Origin of the sequence: Plantactinospora sp. KLBMP9567, from assembly GCF_033446045.1 — a bacterium.
GTDB lineage: Bacteria > Actinomycetota > Actinomycetes > Mycobacteriales > Micromonosporaceae > Plantactinospora.
This window is the reverse complement of the sequence record NZ_JAWQRR010000011.1, coordinates 201,339-216,551: the sequence shown is the minus strand read 5'-3', so window position 1 is coordinate 216,551 and position 15,213 is coordinate 201,339. Positions and strand designations below refer to the sequence as shown.

Annotated in this window: 12 protein-coding genes; 8 read left to right on the top strand and 4 right to left on the bottom strand. The window is 71.2% G+C overall.

The features are described from left to right. The first annotated feature begins 114 nt into the window (after positions 1–114). From R6Y94_RS09775 to serA, 5 genes are all read left to right on the top strand, one after another. On the top strand, positions 115–2,052 hold the full coding sequence (locus R6Y94_RS09775; RefSeq protein WP_318395457.1) for an acetolactate synthase large subunit: 1,938 nt from the start codon (positions 115–117) through the stop codon (positions 2,050–2,052). 10 nt (positions 2,053–2,062) lie between these two features. Continuing rightward, positions 2,063–2,578 carry an acetolactate synthase small subunit gene (ilvN, locus tag R6Y94_RS09770; RefSeq protein WP_101370234.1) on the top strand — a complete coding sequence of 172 codons (516 nt, stop codon included), beginning with the start codon at positions 2,063–2,065 and terminating at the stop codon, positions 2,576–2,578. A gap of 71 nt (positions 2,579–2,649) precedes the next feature. Continuing rightward, positions 2,650–3,663 (top strand): ketol-acid reductoisomerase, encoded by a 1,014-nt coding sequence (ilvC, locus tag R6Y94_RS09765; protein ID WP_203858481.1) that lies wholly within the window; start codon positions 2,650–2,652, stop codon positions 3,661–3,663. A gap of 204 nt (positions 3,664–3,867) precedes the next feature. Then, entirely contained in the window at positions 3,868–5,112 is a 1,245-nt protein-coding gene (mpgS, locus tag R6Y94_RS09760; protein ID WP_318395456.1) for a mannosyl-3-phosphoglycerate synthase, read from the top strand. Between the two features lie 280 nt (positions 5,113–5,392). After that, positions 5,393–6,997, top strand: coding sequence for a phosphoglycerate dehydrogenase (gene serA, locus R6Y94_RS09755; protein WP_318395455.1), 1,605 nt, complete (start codon positions 5,393–5,395; stop codon positions 6,995–6,997). A gap of 60 nt (positions 6,998–7,057) precedes the next feature. Here the strand turns inward: serA and R6Y94_RS09750 are convergent, their stop codons facing one another. Continuing rightward, entirely contained in the window at positions 7,058–7,411 is a 354-nt protein-coding gene (locus tag R6Y94_RS09750; protein ID WP_318395454.1) for a hypothetical protein, read from the bottom strand. Between the two features lie 391 nt (positions 7,412–7,802). Continuing rightward, positions 7,803–8,663 carry an FAD:protein FMN transferase gene (locus tag R6Y94_RS09745; RefSeq protein ID WP_318395453.1) on the bottom strand — a complete coding sequence of 287 codons (861 nt, stop codon included), beginning with the start codon at positions 8,661–8,663 and terminating at the stop codon, positions 7,803–7,805. Positions 8,664–8,913: 250 nt separating this feature from the next. Between R6Y94_RS09745 and R6Y94_RS09740 the strand changes: the two genes are divergently transcribed. Together R6Y94_RS09740 and R6Y94_RS09735 are read left to right on the top strand one after the other, a co-directional pair. After that, complete coding sequence (locus tag R6Y94_RS09740) at positions 8,914–9,945, top strand: 3-isopropylmalate dehydrogenase (protein WP_318395483.1); 1,032 nt, start codon at positions 8,914–8,916, stop codon at positions 9,943–9,945. Between the two features lie 187 nt (positions 9,946–10,132). After that, positions 10,133–11,230: a branched-chain amino acid aminotransferase gene (locus R6Y94_RS09735; protein ID WP_318395452.1), complete on the top strand. Its 1,098-nt coding sequence runs from the start codon at positions 10,133–10,135 to the stop codon at positions 11,228–11,230. Between the two features lie 228 nt (positions 11,231–11,458). Here the strand turns inward: R6Y94_RS09735 and R6Y94_RS09730 are convergent, their stop codons facing one another. Together R6Y94_RS09730 and R6Y94_RS09725 are read right to left on the bottom strand one after the other, a co-directional pair. Next, positions 11,459–12,196: a tyrosine-protein phosphatase gene (locus R6Y94_RS09730; RefSeq protein ID WP_318395451.1), complete on the bottom strand. Its 738-nt coding sequence runs from the start codon at positions 12,194–12,196 to the stop codon at positions 11,459–11,461. A gap of 143 nt (positions 12,197–12,339) precedes the next feature. After that, the gene (locus tag R6Y94_RS09725; protein WP_318395450.1) at positions 12,340–12,816 is read right to left on the bottom strand and encodes a PRC-barrel domain-containing protein; all 477 of its coding nucleotides are present in this window, start codon (positions 12,814–12,816) and stop codon (positions 12,340–12,342) included. A 448-nt stretch (positions 12,817–13,264) separates the two neighbouring features. Here R6Y94_RS09725 and cimA point away from each other — a divergent pair, with 448 nt between their 5' ends. Further along, a complete protein-coding gene (cimA, locus tag R6Y94_RS09720; RefSeq protein WP_318395449.1) occupies positions 13,265–14,854 on the top strand; it encodes a citramalate synthase in 1,590 nt (529 codons plus the stop codon). The last annotated feature ends 359 nt before the right edge of the window (positions 14,855–15,213 follow it).

Genomic DNA, 15,213 nt, shown 5'->3' with positions numbered 1-15,213 from the left:
TGGCGTACCACTCCTGCCGGTTTGTGTGGATCGGCCGCCGGCCGAGGCGGCCCGCCCGCACCGCTCCGTACATCTGGAAAAGATCACTGCTCCGAGCCGAAGGCCTGAATAGCCATGACGAGACCCACACCCGAGACCCTGGCCAACAGCGCACGGCGCCACCGGTCCGCCGCTGCCGAGGGGGGCAACGACCCCTCCGACCAGTTCCCCCGCCGACTCCGCCCCGGTGCCCAGCCGACCGCCGACCCGGCCGGTCCGCTCGCCGAGCCGGGCCGGGCGGCCGGAACCGGGCAGGTGGTAGCGCCGGTCCAGGTCTCCGGGGCCGGCTCGCTGGTGAAGTCGCTGGAGGCGCTCGGCGTCGATGTCGCGTTCGGCATCCCGGGCGGGGCGATCCTGCCGGCGTACGACCCGCTCTACGACTCGTCGGTGCGGCACATCCTGGTCCGCCACGAGCAGGGCGCCGGGCACGCCGCCACCGGGTACGCGCAGGCCACCGGCCGGGTCGGGGTCTGCATCGCCACCTCCGGGCCGGGCGCGACGAACCTGGTCACACCGATCGCGGACGCGTACATGGACTCGGTGCCGATGGTGGCGATCACCGGCCAGGTGGCCCGGCCGGCGATCGGCACGGACGCCTTCCAGGAGGCGGACATCCAGGGCATCACCCTGCCGATCACCAAGCACAACTTCCTGGTGCAGACCGCCGAGGAGATCCCGCGGATCCTGGCCGAGGCGTTCCACCTGGCCGCCACCGGCCGGCCCGGCCCGGTGCTGGTCGACATCCCGAAGGACGTCCTCCAGGCGCAGACCACCTTCAGCTGGCCGCCCGCCCTGGACCTGCCGGGCTACCGGCCGACCCTGCACCCGCACGGCAAGCAGATCCGCGAGGCGGCCCGGCTGATGACCACGGCCCGCCGCCCGGTGCTCTACGTCGGCGGCGGCGTGCTCAAGGCCGGCGCCACCGAGGGGCTGCGCAAGCTGGCCGAACTGACCGGCATCCCGGTGCTGACCACGCTGATGGCCCGGGGCGCCTTCCCGGACTCGCACCCGCAGCACCTCGGCATGCCCGGCATGCACGGCACGGTCGCCGCGGTCTACGCCTTGCAGAAGTCGGACCTGATCGTGGCGCTTGGCGCCCGGTTCGACGACCGGGTGACCGGCAAGCTGGACTCGTTCGCCCAGGGTGCCGCGATCGTGCACGCCGACATCGACCCGGCGGAGATCGGCAAGAACCGTGCCGCCGACGTGCCGATCGTCGGCGACGCGAAATACGTGATCGACGAGCTGATCGAGGCGGTCCGGGCCGCCACCGCCGGCCAGACCGCCGCGATCGACCGGACCGAGTGGTGGGCGCAGCTGGACGACCTGCGCGACCGCTACCCGCTCGGCTACGACGAGCCGACCGACGGCACCCTGGCCCCGCAGTACGTGATCGAGCGGCTGGGCGCGATCGCCGGCCCGGAGGCGATCTACGTGGCCGGGGTCGGCCAGCACCAGATGTGGGCGGCGCAGTTCGTCTCGTACGAGAAGCCGTACACCTGGCTCAACTCCGGCGGCCTGGGCACCATGGGGTACGCCGTGCCGGCGGCGATGGGCGCCAAGGTCGGCAAGCCGGACACCACGGTCTGGGGCATCGACGGCGACGGCTGCTTCCAGATGACCAACCAGGAGCTGGCGACCTGCGCACTGGAGGGGATCCCGGTCAAGATCGCTGTGATCAACAACGGAAACCTGGGCATGGTCCGGCAGTGGCAGACGCTCTTCTACGGCGAGCGCTACTCCAACACCGAACTGGGCACCCACAAGCACCGCATCCCGGATTTCGTCAAGCTGGCCGAGGCGCTGGGCTGCGTCGGACTGCGCTGCGAGAGCAAGGCCGACGTGGACAAGACCATCAAGGCCGCGATGGAGATCAACGACGCGCCGGTGGTGGTCGACTTCGTGGTCGGCAAGGACGCCATGGTCTGGCCGATGGTGGCCGCCGGCACCAGCAACGACGAGATCATGTTCGCCCGTGGGGTCCGCCCCGCCTTCGACGACGACGAGCTGTGAGGCTGGCGCGATGAGCAAGCACACCCTGTCCGTGCTGGTGGAGAACAAGCCCGGTGTCCTGGCCCGGGTGAGTGGGCTCTTCTCCCGCCGGGGCTTCAACATCGACTCGCTGGCGGTCGGTGAGACGGAGAACCCGGACGTCTCCCGGATCACCATCGTGGTCAACGCCGAGACCTCGCCGCTGGAGCAGGTCACCAAGCAGCTCAACAAGCTGGTCAACGTACTCAAGATCGTCGAGCTGGATCCGGGCGTCTCGGTGGCCCGGGAGCTGGTGCTGGTCAAGGTCCGGGCCGACCGCTCGCAGCGGGCCCAGGTGCTGGAGACGGTGAACCTGTTCCGGGCCAGGGTGGTGGACGTCGCGCCGGACACCCTCACGATCGAGGCGACCGGCACCGCTGACAAGCTGGACGCGCTGCTGCGCGATCTCGAACCGTTCGGAATCAAGGAAATGGTGCAGTCGGGTCTGGTGGCCATCGGGCGGGGCTCCCGTTCGATCACCACCGGTTCGGCGCTGCGGGCCGCCTGACCACGGCGGATCCCGCATAAACGATTGACAACGGCGGGCCCGGCCGGGTCGCGCCGCAGGAGAGGAAAGTCATGACCGCTGAGGTGTTCTACGACGACGACGCCGACCTGGGGCTCATCCAGAGCAAGAAGGTCGCGGTGCTCGGGTACGGCAGCCAGGGCCACGCCCACGCGCTGTCGCTGCGCGACTCGGGCGTCGACGTGGTGATCGGTCTGCCGGAGGGTTCCAAGAGCCGGGCCAAGGCGCAGGAGCAGGGCCTTCGGGTGCTGACCCCGGCCGAGGCGTCGGCCGAGGCCGACGTGATCATGGTATTGGCGCCGGACACCGCGCAGCGGTCGCTCTACGCCGAGGCCATCGCGCCGCACCTGACCGCGGGCAAGGCGCTGTTCTTCGGCCACGGCCTGAACATCCGGTACGGCTTCGTCACCCCGCCGGCCGACGTCGACGTGGCGATGGTCGCCCCGAAGGGCCCGGGTCACCTGGTCCGCCGGCAGTACGTCGACGGCAAGGGCGTGCCCTGCCTGGTCGCGGTGGAGCAGGACGCCACCGGCACCGCCTTCCCGCTCGCACTCGCCTACACCAAGGCGATCGGCGGCACCCGGGCCGGTGCGATCCGGACCACCTTCAAGGAGGAGACCGAGACCGACCTCTTCGGCGAGCAGGCGGTGCTCTGCGGTGGCGCCTCCGCGCTGGTGCAGACCGGGTTCGAGGTGCTCACCGAGGCCGGGTACGCGCCCGAGGTGGCGTACTTCGAGTGCCTGCACGAGCTGAAGCTGATCGTCGACCTGATGTACGAGGGCGGTATCGCCCGGATGCGCTACAGCGTCTCCGACACCGCCGAGTACGGCGACTACTCGCGCGGCCCGCGGGTGGTCGACGCCCGGGTCAAGGACGAGATGCGGAAGATCCTCTCCGAGATCCAGTCCGGCGAGTTCGCCCGGGAGTGGATCGCCGAGGACGACGCGGGCCGGCCCAACTTCACCAAGTGGCGGGCCGAGGGCGCGGCGCACCCGATCGAGGAGACCGGCAAGAAGCTACGCGGCATGATGAGCTGGGTCGACCGGCCGATCACTGAGACGGCCTGACGCGGCGGTGGCTCCGGGCCGGTGAGCACACCGGCCCGGAGCGGCACCCGCACGGGGCTGGAGATCAATGTCGTTACCGGGTCTTCCCCCGGCGAGTTACCGGATCATTGCCATTCGGCGTCCAATCGCTACCCGGACCGTTGTCGTCAGGAAATGGTCGGCGGTTACGGGCGGTTAATGCGTCCGCTCGGGTACTGTCGCCGCATGCGTCTGGAGCAATCGCACCGCACCGAGCGTTTCGGCGCCGTCCGTATCCACGAACTCCAGCGTGTCATCCAGCTGGACTCGGGAGACGCCACGGGAACCACCGGCGAGGGGATCGTCTCGCAGGCGGCGATGCGCGCGATCGAGCGGCAGATGGTCATCGTCATTCCCTGTATGAATGAGACACGCAGAGTAATCGAAGGCGTGCTCTCGGGGATTCCACACGACTGCCTGATCGTGCTGGTCTCGAACAGTGCCCGAGCGCCGGTCGATCGCTACGACATGGAAGCGCAGACCCTGGAGCAGTACTGCCGGGCGACCGAGCGGCCGGCGATCATGGTGCACCAACAGGATCCGGGGCTGGCCGCCGCCGTCAAGGCCGCCGGCATGCCCGAGCTGATCGACGACGACGGGCTGGTCCGGGCCGGCAAGGGTGAGGCGATGCTGATCGGCATGGCGGTCGCGGCGCTGACCGGTCGCAAGTACCTCGGCTATATCGATGCAGACAACTATGTGCCGGGCGCTGTGCACGAGTACGTCAAGGTGTACGCCGCCGGCCTGCACCTCGCGGCCAACCCGTACGCGATGGTCCGAATCTCCTGGCACTCGAAGCCGAAACTGCGGGACGGGCGGCTCTTCTTCAGCCGGCGCGGCCGGAGTTCCGAGATCACCAACGAGTTCCTGAACCGGCTGGTGGCCGAGTACTCCGGGTTCGGCACCGAGGTGATCGCCACCGGCAATGCCGGCGAGCACGCACTCAGTCTCGACCTCGGGTTGCGGATGCGGCTGGCCGGCGGCTTCGCGGTGGAGCCGTTCGAGTTCGTGGAGTTGTTCGAACAGTTCGGCGGGCTGCTCGACACCGCCCACCCCGAGGTGATGACGAGTTCCGTTCCGGTACTCCAGATCGAGACCCGTAACCCGCACTTCCACGACAACAAGGGCGAGGACCACGTGCAGGGCATGCGGATGCAGGCGCTGAACGTGCTCTACCACTCGCCGGTCGCGCTGCCCGCGGTCCGCCAGGCGATCCTCGACTTCATGGTCGCCCAGCAGGCGCTCGCGCCCGGCGAGGAGCCGCCCCGGGAGCGGATCTATCCGCCGGTCGGTTCGCTCGACCTGGACCTGCTGCGCGACGTACTGGAGACCGAGGCGGGGACCTTCCGCCAGCTCGGTACCCGGTCGCTGGTCAGCCAGCTTCGGCCGCACCCCGCGCTGCCCGGCACCGAGGTCTTCACCTCGGCCTGAGCCGCCGGCACGCCCTCCCTTTCCTCCGGCCGGTCGCGCGGCGGTGACCAGCGGTTCCGTCCGATGCTCCGGGATCAGTCCGCGCCGACCGGACCCGCCCGGGGGCGCACCCTGTGAGGGCACTCACGCGGTTCTGCGCCGCACCGTGCGCAGCAGGGCGCCTACGATCGGCAGACAGGTGCGTCCGCACCGTAGGGAAGCACCCGTTTGGCGGAGCGCGGGACGCAGTGCGGCGCCCACGTCGCCGCAGACCTCGCCCGGACGACATATACGAGGACCAATGACTCCCGTCGTACTGATCGCTGAAGAGCTCGCTCCCGCCGCAATCGACGTGCTCGCGCACGACTTCGACGTACGCCACGTCGACGGCACCGACCGCCCGGCCCTGCTGGCCGCGCTCGCCGAGGCCGACGCGGTCATCGTACGCAGCGCCACCCAGGTCGACGCCGAGGCCGTCGCCGCAGCACCCCGGCTCAAGGTGGTGGCCCGGGCAGGCGTCGGGCTGGACAACGTCGAGGTGGCGGCCGCGACCGCCCGGGGCGTGATGGTGGTCAACGCGCCGACCTCCAACATCGTCTCCGCCGCCGAGCAGGCGCTCGCGCTGCTGCTGGCCGTCGCCCGGAACACCGCGAGCGCCAGCGCCGCGCTGAAGGCGGGGGAGTGGAAGCGGTCCAAGTACACCGGCGTGGAGATCCAGGGCAAGACCGTCGGCGTGGTCGGGCTCGGCCGGATCGGCGTGCTCTTCGCGCAGCGCATCGCGGCGTTCGGTACCCGGCTGATCGCGTACGACCCGTACGTGCAGCCGGCCCGGGCGGCGCAGCTCGGCGTACGCCTGGTCGGGCTGGAGGAGCTGCTCCGGGAGAGCGACTTCATCTCGATCCACCTGCCGAAGACCCCGGAGACGGTCGGTCTGATCGGTGAGAAGGAACTCGCCCTGGTCAAGCCCGGCGTCCGGATCGTCAACGCGGCCCGCGGCGGCCTGATCGACGAGCAGGCCCTCGCGGACGCGATCGCCGAGGGCCGGGTCGGCGGCGCCGGCATCGACGTGTACTCGAAGGAGCCCTGCACCGCCTCGCCGCTGTTCGCCTTCGACAACGTGGTGGCCACCCCGCACCTGGGCGCCTCCACCGCCGAGGCGCAGGACAAGGCGGGCCTGGCGGTTGCCCGCAGCGTCAAGCTCGCCCTGCAGGGCGAGTTCGTGCCGGACGCGGTGAACGTGCAGACCGGCGGCGTGGTCGCCGAGGACGTCCGGCCGCTGCTGCCGCTCGCCGAGAAGCTGGGCAAGGTCTTCACCGCGGTGGCCGGCGGGGTGGCCGCCAGCGTCACCGTCGAGGTACGCGGCGAGATCGTCGCCAACGACGTCTCGGTGCTGAAGCTGGCCGCCACCAAAGGCCTGTTCACCTCGGTCGTCGAGGAGCAGGTGAGTTACGTCAACGCGCCGCTGCTCGCCGCCGACCGGGGTGTCACGGTGGCTCTGACCACGCACGCGGAGACCATCGACCACCCGAACCTGGTCACCGTGCGCGGTGCGCTGCCGGACGGCCGGACCGTGTCGGTCTCCGGCACCGCCGTGCACACCGGCACCCGTGACGTGCTCAAGCTGACCGAAGTGGACGGCTTCGACCTGGAGCTCGGCGCGGACGGCATCCTGCTCTTCTTCCGCTACGTCGACAAGCCCGGCGTGGTCGGCACGATCGGGTCGATCCTCGGCGAGGCGGGCGTCAACATCGCGGCGATGCAGGTGGCCCGGCGAGAGGCCGGTGGCGAGGCGCTGATGACCCTGACGGTGGACTCGGCGACCGCGGCGGAGCTGCTCAGCTCGGCGGCCGACTCGATCGGCGCGGTCGCGGCGAGCGCCGCCGACCTGCGCGACGAGGAGGCGTGAGCGGGGCCTGAGCCCGCGGTGTCCGGACGGGGCGATCGTCGCCCGGCCGCCCCGTCCGGGTCAGCCGCTCACCGGAGTCGGCGGCGGATAGACCGAGCCGTCCTGCGGGTCGAGCAGCATCAGGCCGTACTGCGCGGCCAGCCGTTCGATGTCGAGCAGCACCTGGTCCGGGCAGGACTCGTCGAGGTTCATCTCCACGTGGTCGACGGCGACGTGCAGTGGAGTCACCGCCCATGGCGTGCCCGGCCCCGGCCGGTCCGGATAGCCGGCGATGATCGCCCGGTGGAACACCGAGATCCGTGGTTCCGGACTCCCCCCGACATGGACACCCTGCCGGCACCGACGGTGTGCCGCGCGTACGTCCTCGGCGCCGGCGCCGGGCCCGAGCGCCCATACGATCAGATCGAAGCTCACACCGGGCTCCCGTGTCCCAAGAGTGTTGACAGATCAGAACTCACGGGGGTACAGGGTGCCACTGAGTCGGTGACCTTTTCTCGGATAGCCCGGCGACACGCGGAACGGGGAACTCTTGCGGGGACTCACGTCGGGTCGATAGCGTATTGACGCGGATACCCGGCGAGTTCCTGGGCGTGGACTCGTCTTCGGGTGATGAGGCGTCGCGCCGGCCGGGTAGCCAGCACCCCCGTGTGCGCGAGCCACGCGCACTCGTCGCTGATCGGCCCCCGTGATCGTTGCCGAGATCGCGGGGGCCGATCGCGTTTCCAGTCCTCAGGCGCCGTTCCACAAGGGCGCGCGATCCTCCGGCTTCCCGCCGGCGGATCGGTCAGGGGGCCGGCGGATCGGGTCAGCGGGCGGCGGCGAAGAGGGCCCGGTATCCGTCCCGGGTGGGGAACCAGTCGAGGCCGGGACGGCCGGCGGCGAACAGGGCGGTGGCGTACCCGTCGGCGACCGCGAGATCCGGGCCGGCGACCGTGGCCGCGACCAACTTGTCGGCCGGCTGCCCGGTGTGCGGGTCGATCACGTGGCCACGCCGGCCGGCGACGCCCGAGGTGCCGATCGCGCCGGAGGTCATCTCCAGCATCGTCGGCTGCCGCTCGCCCTGGGTCGGGTGGTGCACCGCGATCCGCCAGGGGCCGCCGTGCGGCGCGTGGCCGCGTACCACCAGGTCGGCGCCGCTGACCACGGCGTAGTCCCGGATGCCGGCGGCGCGCAGCCGGGCGGCGGCCCGCTCCACCGCCCAGCCGACCAGCAGGCCGCCCGGGTCGAAGCCGCCGGGCACCGCCCAGGCGTCGAACCAGCCGTCCGTGGCGGCCCGCATCGCGGCGCACCGGGCGACGATGTCGGCCAGCGGCGGGTAGGCGTCGGCGGAGATCTCGCCCCGGCGCAGCCGGGAGACCAGGCTGGCCGGCCGGGCCGGGCTGTAGGTGAGGTCGATCGCCCGCAGTTCGGCGACGGCGTCCCGCAGCGCGTCCCCGACCCCGCGCCAGCCGACCGCACCCATCCCGTTCAGCACCAGGGTGTATTCGGCGATCGAGGTCTGCACGGTGTGCCGGGCGACCACCCGGTCGGTCAGGGTCGCGCCGGGCCGGACGTTGCGCCAGCCGGCGCCCAACCGCAGGTCCGGCCGTCCCCGGCCTACGGCGGGCGCCGGCGGCAGGCTCCGGCTACGCTGTCCCCGACCCCGGCCAGCTCCCGGGATTCGCATGTTCGCCCCCTGGATCCGCACGTTCGCCCCCTGGATCCGCGTCTAGCCCCGCCGGCCCGCGGGGCCGTTTCCAGCCCGTGAGCCGTTCTTCGCGCTCACCCTAGGTAGCGAAGTTGGCTAGAGCATGAGTGCTGGCTGAGAAGCTCCTGTGCAGTTGACCTTCCAGATATTGGGAGTGCCGTACCGGGACCCGGGACGGTCCCTTAACGTTCCCTAGACACGACGGAGGCAAGGGAGCTGGGACGTGGCGGTGGCGCGGATCGCGGTGGTGGCTGGCGACGGCATCGGGCCGGAGGTGGTCGAACAGGCCCGCAAGGTGCTCGACGCCGTACTGCCCGGGGTCGAGGCCACCGAATACGATCTCGGGGCCGCCCGCTACCACCGGACCGGTGAGGTGCTGCCCGACTCCGTGCTCGCCGAACTGGCCGAGCACGACGCGATCCTGCTCGGCGCGGTCGGCGACCCCACCGTGCCGCCGGGCGTGCTCGAGCGCGGCCTGCTGCTCAAGCTCCGCTTCGAGTTCGACCAGTACGTCAACCTCCGGCCGTCCCGGCTCTGGCCGGGCACCACCGGCCCGCTGGCGAGCGTCAAGCCGAACGAGATCGACCTGGTGGTCGTCCGGGAGGGCACCGAGGGCCTCTACGCCGGGGCCGGCGGCACGCTGCACCGGGACACCCCGGCCGAGATCGCCACCGAGGAGAGCCTGAACACCCGGCACGGCGTCGAGCGGGTGATCCGGGACGCGTTCGCCCGGGCGGGCCGCCGGGAGCGCCGCAAGGTGACCCTGGTGCACAAGACCAACGTGCTGACCCACGCCGGTTCGCTCTGGGCCCGGGCCTTCGCTTCGGTCGCCGCCGAGCATCCGGACATCGAGACCGAATACCAGCATGTCGACGCCGCCGCGATGTTCCTGGTCACCCAGCCGCAGCGGTACGACGTGGTGGTCACCGACAACCTCTTCGGGGACATCCTCACCGATATCGCCGCCGCCGTCACCGGCGGGATCGGGCTGGCCGCCAGCGGCAGCATCAACCCCGAGCGGGCGTACCCGTCGATATTCGAGCCGGTGCACGGCTCCGCGCCGGACATCGCCGGTCAGGGCGTCGCCGACCCGGCCGCCGCGGTGCTCTCCACCGCGTTGCTCCTCGACCACCTGGGCCACCCCGACGCGGCCCGCCGAGTAACCGAGGCGGTCGCCGCCGAGCTGGCCACCCGCACCTCGGGCTCGCCGCGGCGCACCGCCGATGTCGGAGACCGGCTCGCCGCCCACGCGGCGTCCTGAGTCGCCCGACCCGTTCCGCCCAGGGCTCCGGCAACCGCCGGATCTGCGCGAAGGCGCGGGTGGTGCGGCTCGCCGGTCGCCCGGAGGGTCGAGGTTGAACGACCGTTCGGGTAAGTTTTCAGGCACAACTCCCATGTTCCGGTCCGCCCGTGCCCGGGCGCCGGTCCACTCTCTGGAGGTCAGCACGATGAGCGGTGGTGACAAGCTCGACTTCGAGATCCGTCCGAATCCTCAGCCGGTAGCCGCCGCCGAGCGTGCGGCGCTGATGGCCAACCCGGGATTCGGACGGGTCTTCACCGACCACATGGTCACGATCCGGTACGCCGAGACCAAGGGCTGGTACGACGCCCGCGTGGAGGCCCGGGCGCCGATCCCGATGGACCCGGCCAGTGCGGTGCTGCACTACGCCCAGGAGATCTTCGAGGGGCTGAAGGCGTACTCGGCGGCGGACGGCTCGGTGACGATGTTCCGGCCGGACGCCAACGCCGCCCGGTTCGCCGAGTCGGCCCGCCGGATGGCCATGCCCGAGCTGCCGGAGGCGGCGTTCCTGGATTCGCTGCGGCACCTGGTGGAGATCGACCGGGAGTGGCTGCCGACCTCCGAGGAGGGCAGCCTCTACCTGCGGCCGTTCATGTTCGCCAACGAGGTCTTCCTCGGGGTGCGCCCGTCCAACGAATACCTCTACATGGTGATCGCCTCGCCGGTCGGTTCGTACTTCGCCCGGGGCGTGCAGCCGGTCGACGTCTGGGTCTCGCCCACCTACACCCGGGCCGCGCCCGGCGGCACCGGCGAGGCGAAGTTCGGCGGCAACTACGCCTCCTCGCTGGTCGCCCAGGCCGAGGCGATCGAGCACGGCTGCGACCAGGTGGTCTTCCTCGACGCCGTGCAGCGCCGGTACGTCGACGAACTCGGCGGCATGAACATCTTCTTCGTATACGACGACGGCACCCTGGTCACCCCGCCGCTCGGCGGCACGATCCTGCGCGGCATCACCCGGGACTCGTTGATCACGCTGGTCCGGCGGTCCGGCGGTACGGTGCTGGAGCGGCCGGTGGCGTTCGACGAGTGGCGGGCCGACGCGGCCAGCGGCCGGCTGCGCGAGGTCTTCGCCTGTGGCACCGCTGCGGTGATCACCCCGATCGGCCAGGTGCGCTACCCCGACGGGGAGTTTCCGATCGCCGACGGCAGCCCCGGCGAGGTCACCATGCGGCTGCGGCAGCAACTGGTCGACATCCAGCGGGGCCGGGCCGAGGACCGCAACGGCTGGATCCACCGGATCGACTGAGCGCGGGCGGCGTGGTCGGCCGAGTGCGGCGCGGCGTCCTTGGCGGTGGGTTCGGCGGCGTCATGGACTGCGCGCGGCGGGGACGGCGTCGGTGCGCGCCTCGCAGCGTCCGGCTGACGGGGGGCGCGCATCACGCCAGGCGGACCGGGTCCGTCGGACCCGGCCCGTACCGGTGCGGTGTGCGGCTCGGCAGGTCGGCCGGCTCAGTTGCTTGGCAGGTCGGCCGGCTCAGTCCAGCAGGTGGGTGCGGAGCGCGTCGATCCGGGCCGCGGCCAGGCCGGCACCGACCAGGTAGTCCGGCACCGAGCCGTGCCGGTCGCGCAGCTCGGCCAGGAACAGGGACATCGCCTCGGCCGGCGAGGCGAGGAACGGCGCCGGCAGCGGCGGATCGTCCGGCATGGTGCTGGCCAGCCACTCGCTGAACCGGGCCGAGGCGGCGGTGCTCCGGGCGTAGTCGTCGGCGATGTCGGCGTCGGCGACGCCGAGCAGCGACAGGGTGAGCGCGCAGACCACCCCGGTCCGGTCCTTGCCGGCCACGCAGTGCACGAGCACCGGCGCGGCCTCGGCGTCGGCGATCACCTCGATCGCCGCCACCAGGCCGGCCGAGCCGGCGGTGGCGAGGTCGTGGTAGCGGTCCGCCAGCCAGCGGGCCAGCCCCAGTTCCTCGGAGTACGCCGACTCCTCCCACAGCGGGTGCTCCGGATGGATGTGCTGGTAGACCAGTCCGTCGTAGGCGGGTACCCGGCCGTGCCGGCGTACCTCGGCGGGGCGGCGCAGGTCGACCACGGTGCGGATGCCGAGCGCCTCGAACGCCTCCCGGTCCACGCCGTCGAGCCGGTGCGGTGAGTCCGACCGGTACAACCGCTGGCGACGGACCGGCCGGCCGTCGAGCCCGGGAACGCCGCCGACGTCCCGGAAGTTGAAGAGGGTTTCGAAGGCCGTCGTACGCGTCGAAGTTCCGTCCACCCGACCACCGTAGTGCCTGTGCCGCACCCCCCCGCCCGGGCTTGCGGGGGCGGGGGTCCGCGGCGTCCGGGCGGGTGGACCCCGGAGATGCCGCTGGCCGGCGGGGCGGATGCCCCACCGGCCAGTCGACTGCGGGTCGCGTGTCACATGGCGCGGCCCGGCGGAATCGTCCAGCCCGAGGGGCCGTACGTCCCGCCGTAGTAGCCACCGAGCTTGTCCCGGTAGGCCGGATCCTCGTACGCGGTGCCGTCGAACTCCGGGGCGGCCTTGATCTGGTCCTTGCTCCGGTCGACGTACACCTTCCGGTCGTCGTGGTCGACGTGGTTCACCACGCCGGCCGGCAACATGACCTTCTTGCCGAAGATCCACGGGCCGGTGTCCACCACCAGGTAGCTGGCGTTCACGTCGTGGCTGGCACTGTCGATCTTGCCAATGCCGCCGTCGGTCGCCTCCACCTTGTAGCCCACCAGGTCGGCGCCGGTCACCCCGGCGTCGTCCCGGTAGCGCCACGGGTCGAACTCGCCCGCAGGCGTGCCGCCCACGAACGCGCCACCGCCGCCATGGATCAGGGGATCCGGCGTCTGTTGCTGCGGGGTCGTCTGAGGATCGAGCCTGTCCACTGGCTATCACTCCTCTTCTCGACTGTCTCGACATATCTCCGCTGTCCCGAGGACACCTACCCACCGTGGTCGATCCCTACACGCAAGACCTTCGACGGCTCCGCCACGGCGGCGCAACCCGGGCGCCGCGCCTGCGGGGCCGGCGAACGAGAGTGTTCGTCCGCGACGACCGCAGGAGGAAGGCGAGGTGGCCGCCCGGCGTCCGGCCCGCCGCCCCGGACCTGCGGGTCGGGCCCTTCGGTCCCGGGATGTGGATTTTTTCTCCCAGATTCTTGCGGTCGTGGCAGAGTACGTTCCGTGACCTGCTCCGCACTCATTATTGGCAACTAGCGCGCCGGCATCCTCCCCCGCCGAGCGCGCAGACCTCCCGCATCCGCGGGGGGTCATTTTGTTTGTCGGGCCAGGAAGGCATCGGAGCAGGGGCTGCGCCCTTCTCGAAGGAGATCAGATGACGTACCAGGTGTTCGACACGACGCTGCGCGACGGCGCGCAGCGCGAGGGGATCAGCTACTCGGTCGTCGACAAGCTGGCGGTGGCCCGGCTGCTCGACGAGTTCGGCGTCGGCTTCATCGAGGGGGGCTGGCCGGGGGCGATGCCGAAGGACACCGAGTTCTTCCGCCGGGCCCGGGCGGAGCTGGACCTGAAGCACGCCGTCCTGGTCGCCTTCGGCTCCACCCGCAAGGCCGGCGTGGCCGTCGACGCCGATCCGCAGCTTCGCGCGCTGCTGGACGCCGAGACTCCGGCGGTCTGCCTGGTCGCGAAGTCCGACATCCGGCACGTCGAGCGGGCGCTGCGCACCACCGGGGCGGAGAACCTGGCGATGGTCCGGGACAGCGTGGCCCACCTCGTCGCGCAGGGGCGGCGGGCCTTCCTGGACTGCGAGCACTTCTTCGACGGCTTCCGGCACGACCCGGCGTACACCTCTTCGGTGGTGGAGACCGCCCTCGAAGCCGGCGCGGAGGTCGTGGTGATGTGCGACACCAACGGCGGGATGCTGCCCTCCCAGGTGACCGCGGCGATCGGCGAGCTGACCGAGCGGCTCGGGATCTCGCCGGCCCGGCTCGGCATACACACCCAGAACGACACCGGCTGCGCGGTGGCGAACACCATCGCCGCGGTCGAGGCCGGGGTACGCCACTTCCAGGGCACCGCCAACGGCTACGGCGAACGGCCCGGCAACGCCGACCTGTTCGCGGTGGTCGCCAACCTGCAACTCAAGCTCGGGCTACCGGTCCTACCGGACGGGTGTCTGGAGCAGATGGTGCGCGTCTCGCACGCCATCGCGGAGATCGCCAACATCGCCCCCGACACCCACCAGGCCTACGTCGGGGCCGCCGCCTTCGCCCACAAGGCGGGACTGCACGCGAGCGCGATCAAGGTGGATCCGCTGCTCTACAACCATGTGGACCCCGCCGTGGTGGGGAACGACATGCGGATCCTGGTGACGGAGATGGCCGGCCGGGCCAGCATCGAGCTGAAGAGCCGCGAACTCGGTCTGGACCTGGCCGACCATCCCGACGCCGCCGCGCGGGTCACCAAGCGGGTCAAGGAGCTGGAGGCCGGCGGCTGGTCGTTCGAGGCCGCCGACGCCTCGTTCGAGCTGCTGGTCCGCGCCGAGCTGCCCGGGATGAGCGCGCCCCGGCCGTTCGCGCTGGAGTCGTACCGGGTGCAGGTCGAGCACCGCGAGGACGGCGCGGTGGTCTCCGAGGCGACGGTGAAGCTCCGGGTACGCGGCGAGCGGGTGATCGCCACCGCCGAGGGGAACGGGCCGATCAACGCCCTCGACGAGGCGCTGCGGGTGGCGCTGCTCCGGCACTATCCGGAACTGCGCGGGTTCGAGCTGGCCGACTACAAGGTCCGGATCCTGGAGGGCAGCCACGGCACCGGTGCGATCACCCGGGTACTGGTGGAGACGGCCGACATCGGCGGCCGGGACTGGACCACGGTGGGCGTACACCCGAACGTGGTGGAGGCGAGCTGGCACGCGCTGGTCGACGCGCTGACGTACGGGGTGGCGCGTACCCCCGCCGAGGTCTGAGTCGACGACCCGGGTGACGGCCCCGCCGCGGTGACGACCGCGAGCGGGGCCGTTCCGTTCCCGGGCACACCCGTCACCCTTTCCGGAAAAGCGAAAATGAACGTGAGATCTGAGTGTGGTACGCATTCTCGGAAATCATGCGCGGAGTGTGGCGGCCGGTTGTGCGCCGGCGAAGCGGGTTCCTCGGGCGGGTAAAACCGCTATTGACCTGCTGCTTTGCTGAATGCTATGTTCGCTCATGGTTGTTGAGTGGCCACTCTAAGTAGTATCCGCTGGTGAACGCGGAATGACGATCGGCGCCGGTCGGGCGTTCAACGAGCGAAACAATCGCGCGTCAAGGACTGACGCAGCCTTCCTGT